Below are 16,698 nucleotides of genomic sequence, written 5' to 3'. Positions count from 1 at the left end.
TACAACAGTTACAAATAGTCCTTTACAAATGCAACTTTTCGATGTGTATTCGGTTTCACCTGTTGAAATCGTTAAAGCTTTAGGTTCTAAATTATGGGATAAAAACGGAAAAGAATATTTAGATTTATATGGCGGTCACGCCGTAATTTGTATCGGACATACTCATCCTCATTATGTTGAGGCATTAACCAACCAATTGCAAAAAATAGGATTTTATTCTAATTCAATTATCATTGCGCAGCAAAAAGAATTGGCTCAAAAATTAGGAGCGCTTTCGGGTTACACTAATTACCAGTTATTTTTATGCAATTCTGGAGCCGAGGCCAATGAGAATGCCTTTAAATTGGCTTCTTTCTATAACGGAAGAAAAAAAATCATCGCGTTTGAAAAAGCTTTTCATGGTAGAACTTCACTAGCGGTTACCAGTACCGATAATCCTGCGATTATTGCTCCGGTAAACGAAAACAACAACACAACTTTTTTACCGTTAAACGATATCAATGCCTTCGACGCAGCACTCAATGATGAGGTGAGTTGCGTGATTATTGAAGGAATTCAGGGTGTGGCAGGAATTCAAATTCCTGAAACAGAATTTTTGCAACATATTGCCCAAAAATGTAAAGAGCATAATGTAGTTCTGATTTTAGATGAGGTACAGTCGGGTTACGGAAGAACCGGAAAATTCTTCGCGCATCAATACGCCGGAATCCAACCGGATATTATTACGGTGGCTAAAGGTATGGGAAATGGATTTCCAATTGCGGGAGTTTTAATCGCTCCTCATATTCAACCTAAAAAAGAAATGTTAGGAACCACTTTCGGAGGAAATTATTTAGCGTGTGCTGCTGGAATAGCGGTTTTAGATGTTATTGAGAACGAAAATTTAATAGATAATGCCCAAAAATTAGGAACGTATCTAATAGAACAATTGCAGTCTGTACCTAATATCAAAGAAATAAGAGGTAAAGGACTCATGATAGCCATCGAATTGCATGAGCCATGTGCACCGGTACGAAAAAGACTATTGGAAGAATTCGGAATTTTTACTGGAACAGCCAGCAATAAAAACACACTAAGAATTTTGCCTTCATTAGCGGTAACCCAAGAAGAATTAGATGCGTTGTTAAATGCTTTAAAAACAATTTTAAAATGAAAAAGTTCACTTCAGTACAAGACGTAGCCGATCCAAAAGCTTTGGTTGACGAAGCCATTGCAGTGAAAAATTCCGAAAAAACATCGGCTATAGGAAAGAACAAAACGATTGGATTATTGTTTTTCAATTCGAGTTTACGTACCCGAATGAGCACTCAAAAAGCAGCTCAAAACTTGGGGATGGAAGTAATGATTCTCAATGTGAACAATGACGGTTGGGCCTTGGAGTTTGAGGAAGGAGCAGTAATGAACGGAAAAACTGTAGAACATATTAAAGATGCGGCTGCCGTAATGGGCTTGTACTGTGATATTTTAGCAATTCGTTGTTTTCCGTCTTTAACCAACAAAGAAGAAGATAGTGCCGATAAAATTATCAATCAATTCATTCAATATGCCAAAGTACCGGTAGTAAGTCTAGAATCAGCCACTCGACATCCGTTGCAGAGTTTAGCCGATATGATTACAATTCAGGAACACAAAACCAAAGAAAAACCTAAAGTGGTATTAACTTGGGCGCCTCATATCAAACCCATACCGCATGTGGTGGCGAATTCTTTTGCGGAATGGGCTTTAGCTTGTGAATACGATCTAACGATTACTCATCCGGAAGGATACGAACTCAGCGAAGAATTCACGAAAGGCGCCACTATCGAATACGATCAGGAAAAAGCATTGCAAGATGCCGATTTTGTTTATGTTAAAAACTGGTCATCGTATACTGATTACGGGAAAGTACTACCAGTTGAAGAGGATTGGATGTTAACCAATGAAAAATTAAAAGTCTCCAATTCTGCTAAGATCATGCATTGTCTACCAGTAAGAAGAAATGTAGAACTTTCAGATGAGGTTTTGGATAGTGAAAATTCGCTAGTCTTGAAACAAGCCGAAAATAGAGTATATGCAGCACAAACGGTATTGAAAAAAATACTGGAAACCAATTTTTAAAAAGATGATACATGTAATTAAAATAGGAGGAAACATCATTGATGACGAAAATAAATTGGATGTATTTCTGAATCGTTTTGCGCAATTGCCGGGAGGAAAAATTTTAATTCACGGCGGAGGAAAATTAGCCACTAGTTTGGCAAAAGATCTAAATATTGAACAGCAAATCATCGATGGTAGACGCATTACCGATGCAGAAACCCTAAAAATTACAACCATGGTTTATGCCGGATTAGTGAATAAAAGTATTGTAGCCAAATTACAAGCAAAATCCTGCAATGCCATTGGATTGAGCGGAGTTGACGGAAATATTATCCAATCAGTGAAAAGAAATCACCCCACCATTGATTATGGCTGGGTTGGTGATGTGGAAAGCATCAATGCTGGATTTTTACAAAATTTGATCGATAATAATATTGTCCCGGTTATTAGCCCAATCACACACGATGGAAAAGGGAATTTATTAAACACCAATGCTGATACCATCGCCACGGAAGTCGCTATGGCGCTTTCTGAAATCAATGAGGTACACTTGAGATTTTGTTTCGAAAAATTAGGCGTATTACTTAACCCTGAAGACGATAGTTCTTGGTTGAGAATGCTTGATAAAGAGCAGTACGAATCCTTAAAAACACAAGGAATTATTTCCAAAGGGATGTTGCCAAAATTAGAAAATGCGTTCAGAGCTAGTGAATCTGAAATCAGTAAAGTGGAAATTTGTCATGCCGATTATGCTAACGAGCAAGGAGAAGCATTTATCGGAACCCAAATAGTTTAAAAATGAAACAATTACAAAACGAAGCGTTAGTATTATTGCAAAAGCTAATTGTAACACAATCTTTTAGTAAGGAAGAGGAGCAAACCGCTGAAATTCTGAATGATTTTTTTGTTCAGCGAGGCATTCCAACCGAAAGATTGCAACATAATGTTTGGGTGAAAAACAAATATTTTGATGCTACCAAACCCACCATTTTACTCAATTCACATCACGATACTGTCAAACCCAATAAGCAATATACGCGAGATCCGTTCAGTCCAGATATTGAAGAAGGTATTCTATACGGATTAGGCAGTAACGATGCCGGCGGACCTTTAGTTTCTTTAGCGGCTTGTTTCTTGCATTTTTATGAAAGACAAGATCTTAACTTCAATCTGATTTATGCCGCTACGGCAGAAGAAGAAATATCAGGAAACAATGGTGTCGAAATTGTATTACCGGAATTGGGAGATATTTATTTCGGAATTGTTGGAGAACCTACAAAAATGGATATCGCCATTGCTGAAAAAGGTTTGTTTGTAATTGATTGTATTGCTCATGGAAAATCTGGACATGCCGCTAGAGAGGAAGGTGAAAATGCCATTTATAAAGCCTTGAAAGACATTGAATGGTTTAGAACTTTTGAATTCCCTGAGGAATCTGAAATGCTAGGCAAAGTAAAAATGTCCGTTACCATAATCAATGCGGGAGTACAACACAACGTAGTACCAGAAAGTTGTCAGTTTACAGTAGATATTAGAACGACCGATAAATACAACAATCAACAAGCTTTAGAAATTATTAAAAAACATGTTGATTGTGAAGTGATTCCGCGTTCCACGCGATTAAATCCTTCTTTTGTACCCAAGGAACATCCCATGGTGCAAAGCGGTATGGCATTGGGAAGAACAATTTACGCTTCACCAACCACATCGGATCAAGCATTAATGAGTGGTTTTCCAACATTTAAAATGGGTCCTGGAGATTCAGCTCGATCGCATACCGCTAACGAATATATTTACGTAGAAGAAATCAACAAAGGCATTGAAATTTATATCGAAATGCTTGAAAAATTTAATCAGACAGATCATTAAATCACCTTTGACAAATCGTTTGTATAAACAAACCGTTTATCACTAAAGGTGACACCGTATGGTACTGCTAAAAAATAAAATTTAGACATATGAAACTTTGGCAAAATACAGATAATAAAGTAAAAACTTCTGTTGAAGAGATGGTGGAAAAATTCACTGTTGGTCAGGATATCGTTTGGGATTTGTATCTAGCCGAAGCGGATATCAAAGGTTCGCTGGCACATACTACTATGCTTCATGAAATAGGTTTACTTACTGCTCAGGAATTACAAGAGATTCATGAAGGGTTGCAAGCTATTTTAGAAACAGTTTACAATAAAACTTTTGTCATTGAAGACGGTGTTGAAGATGTCCATTCTCAAGTAGAGTTACTATTGACACAAATGAAAGGTGAGGTGGGGAAAAAAATCCACGCCGGGCGTTCTAGAAACGATCAATCTTTGTTGGATATCAAGCTTTTTATCAAATCAGAAATCCAACAAATCACAGAAAAAATAGAAACCGTTTTTACTACTTTAATTCATTTGAGCGAAAAACATCAAAAGGATTTATTGCCCGGTTATACTCATTTTCAATTGGCCATGCCTTCTTCTTTTGGATTATGGTTTGGTGCTTATGCCGAAAGCTTAAGTGACGATTTAGAACTTCTAATTGCAGCGTACCAAATGGTGAATAAAAATCCTCTGGGTTCCGGTGCGGGTTATGGTTCTTCTTTCCCTTTAAACAGAACACTTACCACCAACTTACTTGGTTTTGAAACCATGAATTATAATGTAGTATATGCTCAAATGACTAGAGGAAAAATAGAAAAAACGATGGCCATGGCTTTGGCAGGAGTAGCTTCTACGCTAACAAAATTCGCTATGGACGTTTGTTTGTATATGAATCAAAATTTCGGTTTTATAACTTTCCCTAAAGAATTGACAACCGGAAGCAGCATCATGCCTCACAAAAAAAATCCAGATATCTTCGAATTGATTAGAGCAAAATGTAACAGAATTCAATCATTGCCCAATGAGTTAACTTTATTGACCAACAATTTACCTTCGGGTTATCACAGAGACATGCAACTGACCAAAGAATGTTTGTTTCCGGGAATTATCACCCTTAAAGAATGTTTGGATATGCTTCAGGTTATGTTGGAAAATATTGAAGTAAAAAAGGATATTTTATCGGATGAAAAATACTTGAATTTGTTTACGGTAGAAGCAGTGAATCAGTTGGCGCTATCGGGTATTCCTTTCAGAGATGCTTATAAATTAGTTTCGAAACAAGTGGAAGAAAAACTATTCGAGTACAATAATCAAGAACTCAATCATGTTCACGAAGGCAGTTTGGGTAATTTATGCAATGATTATATCAGAGAAGAATTTAACAACAAAAAGAAGAAGTTGGTTTAATCTTCAGGTAAATGGTACGAAGTTTCGTTTTTTACCATACTCATCACAATATTACTGTGATATTGACCAATATTAGGGATATTGGCTAATTTGTTCACTACAAAATCATTGTAAGCATCAATATCTGCAGTAGCAATTTTAAGTACATAATCATAAACCCCTGAAAGACTCGTAACCTCTAGTATTTCAGGGAGTTTAATAACTTCGTCTTCAAAAGACTTTAAATTCTCTTTAGACTGTTGTTTTAAGGTTACATTGCAGTAGGCAAATAATTTTATTCCTACTTTAGATGGATCTAGAATTACGGCACTTTTTTTAATCACTCCGGACTCCTGAAGATTTTTGATTCTTTCATAAGTCGGTGTATACGATAATCCTACCATAGCCGCAACATCCTTCACAGAAAGAGTACAATCTTCCTGTAATATATTAAGAATTTTAGCGTCTATTTTATCCATAAATGAAGTAAATACCTAATCGGAATTATTCTTTAGTTTCGTCTTTTTTCGTGGTATCTTCACCTTTAGAAGCTTTTTTGAACTCATTCAATCCACTTCCTAAACCTTTCATTAATTCAGGTATTTTTTTACCTCCAAAAAGTAATAAAACAACAACTAATATTACAATAATTTCAGTAGTTCCAAATCTTCCCATGATACTTTATTTTATGCTTTTCAGCATTTGAATTATTCAGCAAATATATTAAAGAAAAGCACAAGAGTTTTAATTTTTAACGAATTATTATTTATTACGATTCAAAATCCCGAAATTGCTATATTTGTAACTATAAGTGCGATGAATTATGCCTAAAAAACGATTAAAAAAACTAAGAAGAAAAGCTTTTTTTGATGCCATAAAAGCGCGTCGTCGTTTGGTTATTGTTAATGAAGAAACATTTGAAGAACAGTTTTCGCTGAAACTGAGTATTTTAAACGTTTTTGTTTTCGGTAGCATAGGAGCTATTTTTCTAATCTCCTTAACTAGTTATTTAATTGCATTTACTTCGTTACGGGAGTATATTCCCGGCTATTCGTCAACAGAGTTAAAGAAAAATGCACTTTTGTTGGGAATCAAATCGGACTCATTAGAATTTCAGTTGAAAAAGAACGATGAATATATCAAATCTTTAAAGAAAGTACTAACAGGAGATTTAGAATACGCCAAAGTCAACAAAGATTCGATCTTAGCTTCAGATTATGTCGATCCTTCCGAATATGATTTAGAAGTAAGTAAAGCCGAAATGGAACTTCGTAAACAAGTACAAGAAGAAGCACAAAAAAAGTAAATAAAATACGCGTTACGTTTTAAATTTCGGAAAAGAAAAACATAATACCCACAAAATAAATGTCTATTAAGTCATTAATTGCTAAGCAATTTGCAAAATATATACACTACAAAACCCAAAAATGGGCTACCAATCCGGTAGCAACGCAACAAAAGGTTTTTCAGGATTTAATCCGTCAGGCCAAGTCAACCCAATTTGGTCAGGATCATCATTTTGATCAAATCCATACGTTCGAAGATTTTGCCCAACGAGTTCCGGTAAGAGACTACGAAGCCTTACGTCCTTATATTGATCGAGTGGTTAAAGGAGAAGAAAATATTCTCTGGAAAGGAAAGCCGATTTATTTTGCCAAAACTTCAGGAACCACCTCGGGAGCCAAATATATTCCCTTAACAAAAGAATCAATGCCGTTTCACATTGAAGCAGCCCGAAATGCGATTTTAAGCTATATCAATGAAACGGGTAAGGCTGATTTTGTGAACGGAAAAATGATTTTCTTACAAGGAAGTCCTATCCTAGAAGAAAAAAATGGTATCAAGTTAGGCCGATTGTCTGGTATAGTGGCACATTATGTTCCTAAATATTTACAAAAAAACCGAATGCCTTCTTGGGAAACTAATTGTATAGAAGACTGGGAAACCAAAGTAGAAGCGATCGTGGAGGAAACATTTCCAGAAAATATGACGGTTATTTCCGGGATTCCTTCTTGGGTACAAATGTATTTTGAAAAACTGAAAGAGAAAGCCAATAAACCCGTAGGTGAAATTTTCAAAAACTTCAACTTATTTATATACGGAGGAGTGAATTACGAACCGTACCGTGCTAAATTCGAAAACTTAATCGGTAGAAAAGTAGATGCTATAGAACTTTTTCCGGCTTCTGAAGGCTTTTTTGCTTATCAGGATTCTCAAAAAGAAAAAGGAATGTTGTTGTTGTTGAATTCAGGAATTTTTTACGAGTTCATAAAAGCAGACGAATTTTTTACCGAAAATCCGCGAAGATATACCATTGGTGAAGTCGAACGGGGCATCAACTACGTTTTGATTTTATCGACCAATGCCGGTCTTTGGGGTTATAATATTGGAGATACGATTCAATTTACCAGCTTAGAACCCTACAGGGTTATTGTTTCTGGAAGAATAAAACATTACATATCAGCATTTGGAGAACACGTCATTGGTAAAGAAGTAGAAAGTGCTTTACAAGAAGCAATGATCGGAACATCGGTGCGCGTGAATGAGTTTACCGTAGCCCCACAAATTAATCCATCCCAAGGACTGCCTTATCACGAATGGTTTATTGAATTTGAAAATGAACCCGATGACTTAGAGGCTTTTGCTTTACAGTTGGATCAGGCTATGCGGAAGCAAAATGTATACTACGACGATTTAATTTCTGGACATGTACTGCGTACTTTGGTAATTAGTAAGGTGGCTAAAAATGGTTTTCAAAACTATATGAAATCTATTGGAAAATTAGGAGGTCAAAACAAATTGCCAAGATTAGCCAATGATAGAAAGATCGCCGATTTTTTCACAAATCAATAACGATTAAAGATGAAATTAAACACGCTGATTTTTTTATTTTCATGGTTTAGCATTTCTCTTTTTTCGCAAATCAAGGGAAAGGTAGTAGATGAAAATAATCTACCCGTTCCTTACGTAAATATTGTGGTAGAACAAGAAAATATTGGAACTTCTTCTGATGTAGACGGAACATTTTCTCTAGCCATCAAAGAAGGTAAAACACTTGTTTTTTCGGCTTTGGGATATGAAAAAAAGAAAATCAGCGCTTCGGAAAATATGTTAGTGGTTTTACCTTCAACTACATATGAACTCGGGGAAGTGTCTATTGTAAATAAAAAAGAAACCAAACAAATCGAGATCGGTAAGTCCGAAAACTCTTTGCATCAGGCTTTTGAAAACGGTCCCAAGTTTGATGCTAAATTTTTTCCATACCAGCAAAGTTATGCCAAAACAAAGTTTATTAAGAAAATTTCTATTTTCACAGAAAATGCTTTGGAGGACGCTTCGGTTAAAATACATTTCTATGAGGTAAATCCCGATGGTCTTCCTGGTGATGAACTATTAGAAAAAGATTATATTGTTTCTGTTAAAAAAGGTTCGAGAAGAACTTGGTTCGATCTCTCAAAATTGAATTTAATTTTCCCGAAAAAAGGATTGTTTGTGGCGGTGGAAAGACTTTTTATTGAAAAGAATAAGTTAGAAAAAACCGTTGCTACGGCCGATCCCAATAAACCAAAAATCCAAAGAGTTTATTACCCGTTACCTTTTTATAGCTTCGTAGATCGCGAATACACTTATACCTTTATGGGAGGTAGTTGGCAAAAAGAATCTAAAAAGGATAGTGATGGAAAAGTACTGAAAGCGAAGGTTTTTGAACCAGCTATTCATCTAATTCTAACGAACTAAAAATAAAAATTGTACTTTTGCGGGTTAAAAATAAAAAAGGAAAGCAAAACTTGCAAAGAAGAAGGTGAGAGTTATGTGTCAAAAAAATGCTTTCCTAACTAAAATAGAGAATAGATAAATAAATATAGATGAAAGAAATCAAGAACATTTCGCGCTCTAGAGCGCAAGAGTCGTCGGCAGCTATCGAACGACTGTACATTACCATGAGACATTTATTTAACAGAGGTTTTTATAAACCCATGGGTGTTTCAGGTGAAACTTTACGAGAAGCTTTGTTAGAGCTTCGCCCCGAAATCTACGGTTCAATTGCCGAAGAAAAAGTGGAATTAAACGGATTATTATACGTAATCGAACGTTTACCGGTTGGAATTGAAGAATGTCGATACATTAATTTAACTTCAGACGAAGGGTATTCAAAATCACATTTTCAACCTATAGTGCCTCCTAAACGTCGCAGAAATTGTTATCGTATTGACGATGAACAAATGAATGTGGAAATTACTAGAGGGCGTTCGGATATCTATGATATTTTAACACATCTTACTTTTATTTTCATCGAATCACATAAAATAAAAGATAAAGTTTTAATTGATGATGAAGGTAGAGTATCTCGTGATTGGGAAAAATTAGAGCAAGCAGCATTACAGTCTAAAAAATTAACATTAGTAGAAAGAGAAAAAGCTATTTCTCATGCGGCTAACGTTTTAGGTAGAACTTTTGCTGAGGTGAGCGATATTTACGATGATTTTGGAAATGCAGCTTCGCCAGATCGTTTCTTGCATATTGTGTACTGGTTAGGAAAACTAGCTATTGAAGAAGTAGTTGATGATAACAAGAGAACTATCACTTTTAGTCCAATTTTAAGAGAGCGTTTGGGGCACCATATCTATGGAGATATTTGGGCTACCAATATTAAAGAAGTATTAGCGAATAATGGATTATTAGAAAGACCAATTCATATTATTAGTGCCAATATGCACAGTGTGATGAACTCGGTTTTCGCTCCGGCCGTGTTAGCTTCAAAGTATAAAGGAAAAGGAGAATATCAGATTTATGAAGATTTATCGGCTTCAGGAAACAAGGAATTACGAAAAAAAGTTGAAGATTTCGCTTTACAAAACGGAATGATTTCTTTGCCGGATACTTCAGGAACTAATATTGATGTTCAAATTTTTGATACGGCTAAATTCGATTGGAAAAAAACAGCTTTCCCTACAGCAAAAATAGGCAAAGAGGCTCCGGTGTTAATTGTTATGGATTACGCTTTTGGAGAACAGGCCTTTGAAACCATCGATGAACTTTTGAAACCGTATAAAGTGGACAAGAAGAAAACGTTCCTGAATGTAGAATCGGTCTCTATTATGGGGAAAGCGGGTATTTTAGAAGGTGGTAAAGGAGACATTATGATTCCTAGTGCGCATGTCAATGAAGGAACGGCAGACAACTATCCTTTCCATAATGAATTAACAAAGGAGATGTTTGAAGGCAATGATATCCCTGTATATGCCGGACCTATGATTACGGTATTGGGAACCTCTCTTCAAAATAGAGACTTGTTAAAGTTTTTCCACGAGTCTACTTGGGGAGCTATCGGATTAGAAATGGAAGGAGCGTATTACCAGAAGGCAATCCAATCGGCTTCTAAAATTCGTAAGAGTATTAATCCGGATGTAAAAGTTCGTTACGCTTATTATGCTTCGGATAATCCGCTTGAAACCGGTAGTACATTGGCCTCTGGTGGTTTAGGAACGACAGGAGTAAAACCAACCTACTTGATTACAATTAAAATTTTAGAGCAAATTTTTAATAGCTAATGATATTCACAGAGACAAACCTTTCCGGTTGTTTTGTAATAGAACCCAAAGTTTTCCATGATGATCGCGGTTATTTCATGGAAAGCTTTAATCAAAACATTTTTGAAAAAGGAATTGGACAAAAAATCAATTTTGTTCAGGACAATCAATCGTATTCAACCCAAGGGGTACTTCGCGGTCTGCATTATCAATGCGGTGAGCACGCACAGGCTAAACTGGTTCGCGTGTTGGAAGGTGAGGTATTAGACGTGGCAGTCGATTTACGTCCGGATTCTCCCACTTACGGTCAGTATTATTCTGTAGTCCTTTCGGGTGAAAATAAGAAACAATTTTTTGTACCTCGAGGTTTTGCACATGGCTTTTTAGTCTTAAGTGAAACGGCTACTTTTTTTTATAAGTGCGATAATTTTTACAATGCTGCCAGCGAAGGAGGATTAATTTACAATGATCCAACGGTAAATATTAACTGGGAATTTCCTATCGAAAATTTGATTATTTCCGAGAAGGATAAAATATTACCAACATTGGAAAATGCTAAAAAAGTATGGTAGTTTTAGTCACAGGAGCTTCGGGTCAGTTGGGACAATCCATTGCTTTTATAGCTTCAAAATATCCCGAAATTCAATTTATTTTTGCTTCTTCGAACGATTTGGATATCACTAATGAAGATCGTGTTACTACTTTTTTTGATCAAAACAGTATCGATTATTGTATTAATACCGCGGCATATACTGCCGTAGATAAAGCAGAATCAGAATCGGATAAGGCTTATCGAATCAATGTTCTTGGATCTCAATATTTAGCCAAAGCATGTCAAAAATCAGGAACTACGTTGCTTCATATTTCAACCGATTTTGTTTTTGATGGAACGGCTTCGGTACCTTATACAGAAACAGATACCACCAATCCTATTGGGATATACGGAAAAACGAAATTAGAAGGTGAAAATGAAGTGACAGCTCATTGCGATAAACATTTTATCATTCGTACTTCTTGGGTGTATTCTCAGTTTGGGAACAATTTCATGAAAACCATGTTGCGACTTGCCCTTGATAGGGACGCTTTGAATGTGGTGAATGATCAGATCGGAACACCTACAAACGCTGTAGATTTGGCAGAAACTTTACTTACAATTATACAATCAAATAGTACTATGTATGGGATTTATAATTTCAGTAATGAAGGAGTTTGTTCCTGGTACGACTTTGCCAAAGAAATTTTCAGAGTCAATGCAATTTCCACAACAGTAAACCCTATTCCTACTGAAGCGTATCCCACACCGGCGAAAAGACCCGCATACAGTGTCTTGGATAAGACTAAAATAAAAACGATATTTGACATTAATATAAAATCGTGGCAGGAAAGTTTGCTACAAACCAAATAAAATGAAAAGAGTTTTAATTACAGGAGCAGCAGGATTTTTAGGATCACATTTATGCGATCGTTTTATAAAAGAAGGATACCACGTAATAGGAATGGATAATTTAATTACGGGAGATCTTAAAAATATTGAACATTTGTTCAAATTAGAACATTTTGAGTTTTACCATCATGATGTTTCTAAGTTTGTATATGTTCCAGGTGAATTAGACTATATTTTGCATTTTGCTTCTCCGGCTAGTCCTATCGATTATTTAAAAATTCCGATACAAACTCTAAAAGTAGGATCATTAGGAACCCATAATCTTTTGGGTTTAGCAAGAGTTAAAAAAGCAAGAATCTTGATAGCTTCTACGTCAGAAGTGTATGGAGATCCTTTAGTACACCCACAAACCGAAGAATATTATGGAAATGTTAATACTATCGGACCGCGTGGTGTATATGATGAAGCGAAACGTTTTCAGGAATCTATTACAATGGCCTACCATCGTTTTCATGGATTAGAAACCCGTATTGTTCGTATTTTTAATACCTATGGACCTAGAATGCGACTGAATGACGGTCGTGTAATTCCAGCATTTATTGGTCAGGCATTGCGAGGCGAAGATTTAACCATTTTTGGAGACGGAATGCAAACACGCTCTTTTTGCTACGTAGATGATCAGGTAGAAGGAATTTATCGTTTGTTGCTTTCGGATTATGCGTACCCGGTGAATATAGGTAATCCGGACGAAATCACTATCAAAGATTTTGCGGAAGAAATTATTAAACTAACAGGTACGGAACAAAAAATTGTATACCATCCGCTACCGGAAAATGATCCGTTACAGCGTCAACCTGATACTACAAAAGCCAAAGAAATTTTAGGTTGGGAAGCTAAGGTTTCCCGAAGTGAAGGTATGAAATTAACGTACGAATATTTTAAATCCCTACCCAAAGAAGAACTTTTAAAAGAAGCTCATAAAGATTTTAAAGATTTTATTAAGTAATAATGTCAGTAGGTAGGTATTCTAAATACATCAGACCTATTTCTTATTTGATAGACTTTCTTTTGATCGTCTGGTTATTGCTTTTTGCTTTTCCGAGTATTACGTTTGGATTTAAAAGTACAATAGTACTTCTGTTATTATGGACAGTTATAGCCAATTTTACGAACTTTTACGAAGTATATCGTTTTACGTCTCAAAGTGATATTGTAGTAAAAATATTCAAACAGTTAGCCTTATTTTCATTGGTATTTATAACATTGTTATTTACTACTCAAAGGGTAGTCTCTGTTGCGATAGTTATTAAATACTTACTTTTTTTAACAGTACTTGTTGGTTTTTTTAAATTCGGAATTTTTTATGTACTCCGGAAGTACAGGAAAATACTTGGTGGAAATTACCGAAATGTAATTATTATAGGACAAAGCGAGAAGAGCCAAGAATTGTCGGATTTCTTTAAAAAAAATGCTGATTTTGGCTACAAATTACAAATGCTTTTTTCGAATACTATTTCCATTTCAGAAATAATCCAATTCGTTTTTCAAAATAAAACCGATGAAATATACTGTGATCTTAATAGCGTTTCAAAAGACTGTTCGGATGAAATTATTGCTTTTGCACACAGTAATTTTAAAACAATCAAGTTAATTCCTGACAATTCGGCGTTATCTCATAATATGTTTTTAGATTATTATGGATACATCCCTTTAATTTCAATCAGAAAAACACCTCTAGAAATATGGTTTAATTATTGGCTTAAGCGAATTTTTGACATAGTATTTTCACTATTCATTATCATTTTTGTACTCTCTTGGTTAATACCCATAATTGCTTTATTGATAAAAATGGATTCAAAAGGGCCTGTTTTTTTTAAGCAAAAACGCCACGGATTGGATAATGAAGAATTTGATTGTATCAAGTTTAGATCCATGTTGGTCAATGCAACTGCGGATATTGAGTTAGCTTCTAAAAATGATACACGAATTACCAGACTGGGTAAATTCTTAAGAAAATCGAGTATCGATGAAATGCCGCAATTTATCAACGTCTTTTTAGGAGACATGTCTGTGGTGGGACCGCGGCCGCATATGCTGAGTGTTAACGAAGAGTATGCCCGTCGTTTTGATAAATTTATGGAACGTCATTACATACGACCAGGAGTAACGGGTTTAGCGCAAGTAAATGGATTTAGAGGGGAAGTAATCACGGATAAAGATGTGGAAAATCGTTTAAAATTTGATTTGTATTATATCGAAAATTGGACCTTATTTCTTGATATTAAAATAATACTGATTACAATTAAAAATTTTATTTTAGGCGACGAAAAAGCGTATTAAATGAACGGGCTGGTATCTATAATTACTCCAACATACAATTCAGAAAAATTTATTACTGAAACGATTCAATCGGTTCAAAACCAAACCTATTCAAACTGGGAAATGTTAATTGTCGACGATTGTTCATTGGATAAAACAGTTGATATCATTCAGCATTTTATGGAAGAGGACCATCGCATTCATTTAATTCGGTTGCATAAAAATTCCGGAGCATCTAAAGCCAGAAACGAGGCCATTAAATTAGTAAGAGGTGATTATATGACTTTTCTGGATGCAGATGATATTTGGTTTGCCGATTTTATTACCAACAGTATTGCTACTATAAACAACACAGGAATTCCATTTGTATTTTCTTCCTACAGAAGATCCAATGAAAATTTACAATTTGTCTATTCAGATTTCATTGTGCCTCCAAAAGTTACTTACACAGATATTTTAAAAACCAATTCGATCAGTTGTCTTACCGCTTTTATTGATGTCAAAAAATTAGGTGTAAAACTAATGCCCGATATTCGTAAAAGACAAGACATGGGCTTATGGTTAAAGTATTTGAAAGAAATTCCTTTTGCTCACGGAATTAAAGAACCTAAAGCCATTTACCGTATACGAGAAAATTCCCTTTCCAGAGATAAAAAAGCATTGATAAAATACCAATGGCAATTTTACCGCGAAGTTGAAAAACTATCCATTTTTCAATCGGTTTATTATATGATTCATTGGATGGTGAGAGGTTTTTTAAAGTATAGAAACTAAAGCAAACGCTGAAATTGTTTTAGTTTTCCTCTAGCAGTTCTTTCTAACGATTCTTTTCGATGAAACGTAAAATGCAATCTAGGCTCCAAATACAAGTCAATGGCTTGTTTTATTTTGTCTATTTGCACTAAAGTCAATTCGGTTTCACTGACATAGTGAATTTCAAACGAATCAATTTTGGTTTGTTTGATAATGAATTCTTTCACATTTCCATCGTCTTCAATAATACTTTTGGTCACATAATAAAAGGTCAATCCGGGCGATTTTTTTCCACTCGGCAAAATCGCCACATCATTAGTTCGACCAATCAGTTTTTTCAGAATGGTTTTTTTGCCAAAGCTTTTTTCGTCTAAAATCCCAATGTCACCAATATCATAACGGATAAACGGGTGAGCCTTGTTGAACAAAGAAGTAATTACTACTTTGCCTTCGGTGCCATTAGGAACGGGCTGGTTATTTTCATCCAGGATTTCCACAAACAAGGTTTCCGTATTGACTTGCCATTCTCCGGCAGGATTTTGAAAAGCAATCAAATCCAATTCAGAAGCTCCATATTCATTAACAATTGGGATTCCAAATTGTTTTTCCATCAAGATTTTATCTTCTTCAAAAAGCATTTCGGAGGTAACCATGCATACTTTTAGTGTTGGACAAACATTAGTTAAAACAATATTTCTCTGTTGCAAGAATTTTGCAAACAATACTATTGAACTGGTGTAACCGTTAATGTAATCAAATTTCTTTTGTTTGAATTTTTGAAGTACTTTTTCCAATACAGCATCCGATAAATCGAAAATAGTAAATCGATAACGTCCCCCAAAAAAATCTTTGATTCGCTCTTTGGTGTAGCCAATAAAATCTAATGGAATTCCGTAAAACCTTGCCTGATAGGATTTGTTGAAATCAATACCATACCAGCCAAAACGGTAAATAATTGAAGCCCAGGTGATGGCATGAGCATATTTGTCTTTGGCAAAAACAAAAGGGTCACCGCTGGAACCCGAAGTTTTATTTTTAAAAACCGTTTTTTCAGTAAAACCTCGCGAAAGCCTTTCTGATAAAGATTTTTGAAAATCTTTTTTAGTCATTACCGGAATATCATTCCAGTTTTTTACAGAGTGATCTCCAATAAATTTTCGGTAGTAATCATTATTTTTTAAGTGAAAGGCTATAATTTCTCTTTTTTTATTTTCAATGAACTCTTGGTATTCGGATTCTGATAATGAGAGAATCGAATTGAATTCGGCAATTGCTTCCTTTATTTGGAAACCGTTTAACCGTAAAGACCAATCAAAAAACCGAATCATAATGTAAGATTTGCCCAAAAATATAAAATATGGTTTACAAAGTCGATTTATAAATG

Annotated in this window: 17 protein-coding genes; 14 read left to right on the top strand and 3 right to left on the bottom strand. The window is 35.2% G+C overall.

The features are described 5' to 3' along the window. Nucleotides 1-28 precede the first annotated feature (28 nt). The 5 genes from NAT50_RS11290 to argH all read left to right on the top strand — a co-directional run bounded on the left by NAT50_RS11290 (nucleotide 29) and on the right by argH (nucleotide 5,348). A complete protein-coding gene (locus NAT50_RS11290; RefSeq protein ID WP_250593364.1) occupies nucleotides 29-1,153 on the top strand; it encodes an aspartate aminotransferase family protein in 1,125 nt (374 codons plus the stop codon). After that, nucleotides 1,150-2,097 carry an N-acetylornithine carbamoyltransferase gene (locus NAT50_RS11285; protein ID WP_250593331.1) on the top strand — a complete coding sequence of 316 codons (948 nt, stop codon included), beginning with the start codon at nucleotides 1,150-1,152 and terminating at the stop codon, nucleotides 2,095-2,097. Before NAT50_RS11290 ends, NAT50_RS11285 begins: the two co-directional genes overlap by 4 nt. 4 nt (nucleotides 2,098-2,101) lie before the next feature. Further along, nucleotides 2,102-2,875, top strand: coding sequence for an acetylglutamate kinase (gene argB, locus NAT50_RS11280; protein WP_250593330.1), 774 nt, complete (start codon nucleotides 2,102-2,104; stop codon nucleotides 2,873-2,875). 2 nt (nucleotides 2,876-2,877) lie between these two features. Further along, nucleotides 2,878-3,948, top strand: a complete 1,071-nt coding sequence (locus NAT50_RS11275; RefSeq protein WP_250593329.1) for a M20 family metallo-hydrolase — start codon at nucleotides 2,878-2,880, stop codon at nucleotides 3,946-3,948. A gap of 89 nt (nucleotides 3,949-4,037) precedes the next feature. Continuing rightward, on the top strand, nucleotides 4,038-5,348 hold the full coding sequence (argH, locus tag NAT50_RS11270) for an argininosuccinate lyase (RefSeq protein WP_250593328.1): 1,311 nt from the start codon (nucleotides 4,038-4,040) through the stop codon (nucleotides 5,346-5,348). Here the strand turns inward: argH and NAT50_RS11265 are convergent. Together NAT50_RS11265 and tatA are read right to left on the bottom strand one after the other, a co-directional pair. Then, a complete protein-coding gene (locus tag NAT50_RS11265; RefSeq protein WP_250593327.1) occupies nucleotides 5,345-5,806 on the bottom strand; it encodes an Lrp/AsnC family transcriptional regulator in 462 nt (153 codons plus the stop codon). The two genes, argH and NAT50_RS11265, sit on opposite strands and share 4 nt — an antisense overlap. A 25-nt stretch (nucleotides 5,807-5,831) precedes the next feature. Beyond that, the gene (tatA, locus tag NAT50_RS11260; RefSeq protein ID WP_129434322.1) at nucleotides 5,832-6,002 is read right to left on the bottom strand and encodes a twin-arginine translocase TatA/TatE family subunit; all 171 of its coding nucleotides are present in this window, start codon (nucleotides 6,000-6,002) and stop codon (nucleotides 5,832-5,834) included. Nucleotides 6,003-6,150: 148 nt separating this feature from the next. Between tatA and NAT50_RS11255 the strand changes: the two genes are divergently transcribed. The 9 genes from NAT50_RS11255 (at nucleotide 6,151) to NAT50_RS11215 (ending at nucleotide 15,335) form a co-directional block, all read left to right on the top strand. Then, on the top strand, nucleotides 6,151-6,633 hold the full coding sequence (locus NAT50_RS11255) for a peptidase (RefSeq protein WP_250593326.1): 483 nt from the start codon (nucleotides 6,151-6,153) through the stop codon (nucleotides 6,631-6,633). A 59-nt stretch (nucleotides 6,634-6,692) separates the two neighbouring features. Next, nucleotides 6,693-8,180: a GH3 auxin-responsive promoter family protein gene (locus NAT50_RS11250; RefSeq protein WP_250593325.1), complete on the top strand. Its 1,488-nt coding sequence runs from the start codon at nucleotides 6,693-6,695 to the stop codon at nucleotides 8,178-8,180. A 9-nt stretch (nucleotides 8,181-8,189) separates the two neighbouring features. Further along, nucleotides 8,190-9,065 (top strand): carboxypeptidase-like regulatory domain-containing protein, encoded by an 876-nt coding sequence (locus tag NAT50_RS11245; RefSeq protein WP_250593324.1) that lies wholly within the window; start codon nucleotides 8,190-8,192, stop codon nucleotides 9,063-9,065. Nucleotides 9,066-9,193: 128 nt separating this feature from the next. After that, entirely contained in the window at nucleotides 9,194-10,879 is a 1,686-nt protein-coding gene (locus tag NAT50_RS11240) for a DUF6909 family protein (protein WP_250593323.1), read from the top strand. After that, nucleotides 10,879-11,430: a dTDP-4-dehydrorhamnose 3,5-epimerase gene (rfbC, locus tag NAT50_RS11235; RefSeq protein ID WP_250593322.1), complete on the top strand. Its 552-nt coding sequence runs from the start codon at nucleotides 10,879-10,881 to the stop codon at nucleotides 11,428-11,430. The genes NAT50_RS11240 and rfbC overlap by 1 nt, the downstream gene beginning before the upstream one ends. Beyond that, nucleotides 11,424-12,263 carry a dTDP-4-dehydrorhamnose reductase gene (gene rfbD / locus NAT50_RS11230; protein WP_250593321.1) on the top strand — a complete coding sequence of 280 codons (840 nt, stop codon included), beginning with the start codon at nucleotides 11,424-11,426 and terminating at the stop codon, nucleotides 12,261-12,263. Before rfbC ends, rfbD begins: the two co-directional genes overlap by 7 nt. A 1-nt stretch (nucleotide 12,264) precedes the next feature. Next, on the top strand, nucleotides 12,265-13,248 hold the full coding sequence (locus tag NAT50_RS11225) for a UDP-glucuronic acid decarboxylase family protein (RefSeq protein ID WP_250593320.1): 984 nt from the start codon (nucleotides 12,265-12,267) through the stop codon (nucleotides 13,246-13,248). Nucleotides 13,249-13,250: 2 nt separating this feature from the next. Further along, nucleotides 13,251-14,582 (top strand): exopolysaccharide biosynthesis polyprenyl glycosylphosphotransferase, encoded by a 1,332-nt coding sequence (locus tag NAT50_RS11220; protein WP_250593319.1) that lies wholly within the window; start codon nucleotides 13,251-13,253, stop codon nucleotides 14,580-14,582. Next, entirely contained in the window at nucleotides 14,583-15,335 is a 753-nt protein-coding gene (locus NAT50_RS11215; protein ID WP_250593318.1) for a glycosyltransferase family 2 protein, read from the top strand. On the opposite strand, the gene NAT50_RS11210 is transcribed toward NAT50_RS11215, so the two are convergent. Continuing rightward, complete coding sequence (locus NAT50_RS11210; RefSeq protein WP_250593317.1) at nucleotides 15,332-16,642, bottom strand: phenylacetate--CoA ligase family protein; 1,311 nt, start codon at nucleotides 16,640-16,642, stop codon at nucleotides 15,332-15,334. The genes NAT50_RS11215 and NAT50_RS11210 overlap by 4 nt on opposite strands. Nucleotides 16,643-16,698: the final 56 nt, after the last annotated feature.

Origin of the sequence: Flavobacterium luminosum, from assembly GCF_023635005.1 — a bacterium.
GTDB lineage: Bacteria > Bacteroidota > Bacteroidia > Flavobacteriales > Flavobacteriaceae > Flavobacterium > Flavobacterium luminosum.
Note: the sequence above shows the minus strand (reverse complement) of the source record. Positions and strands in the feature narration are given on the sequence as shown.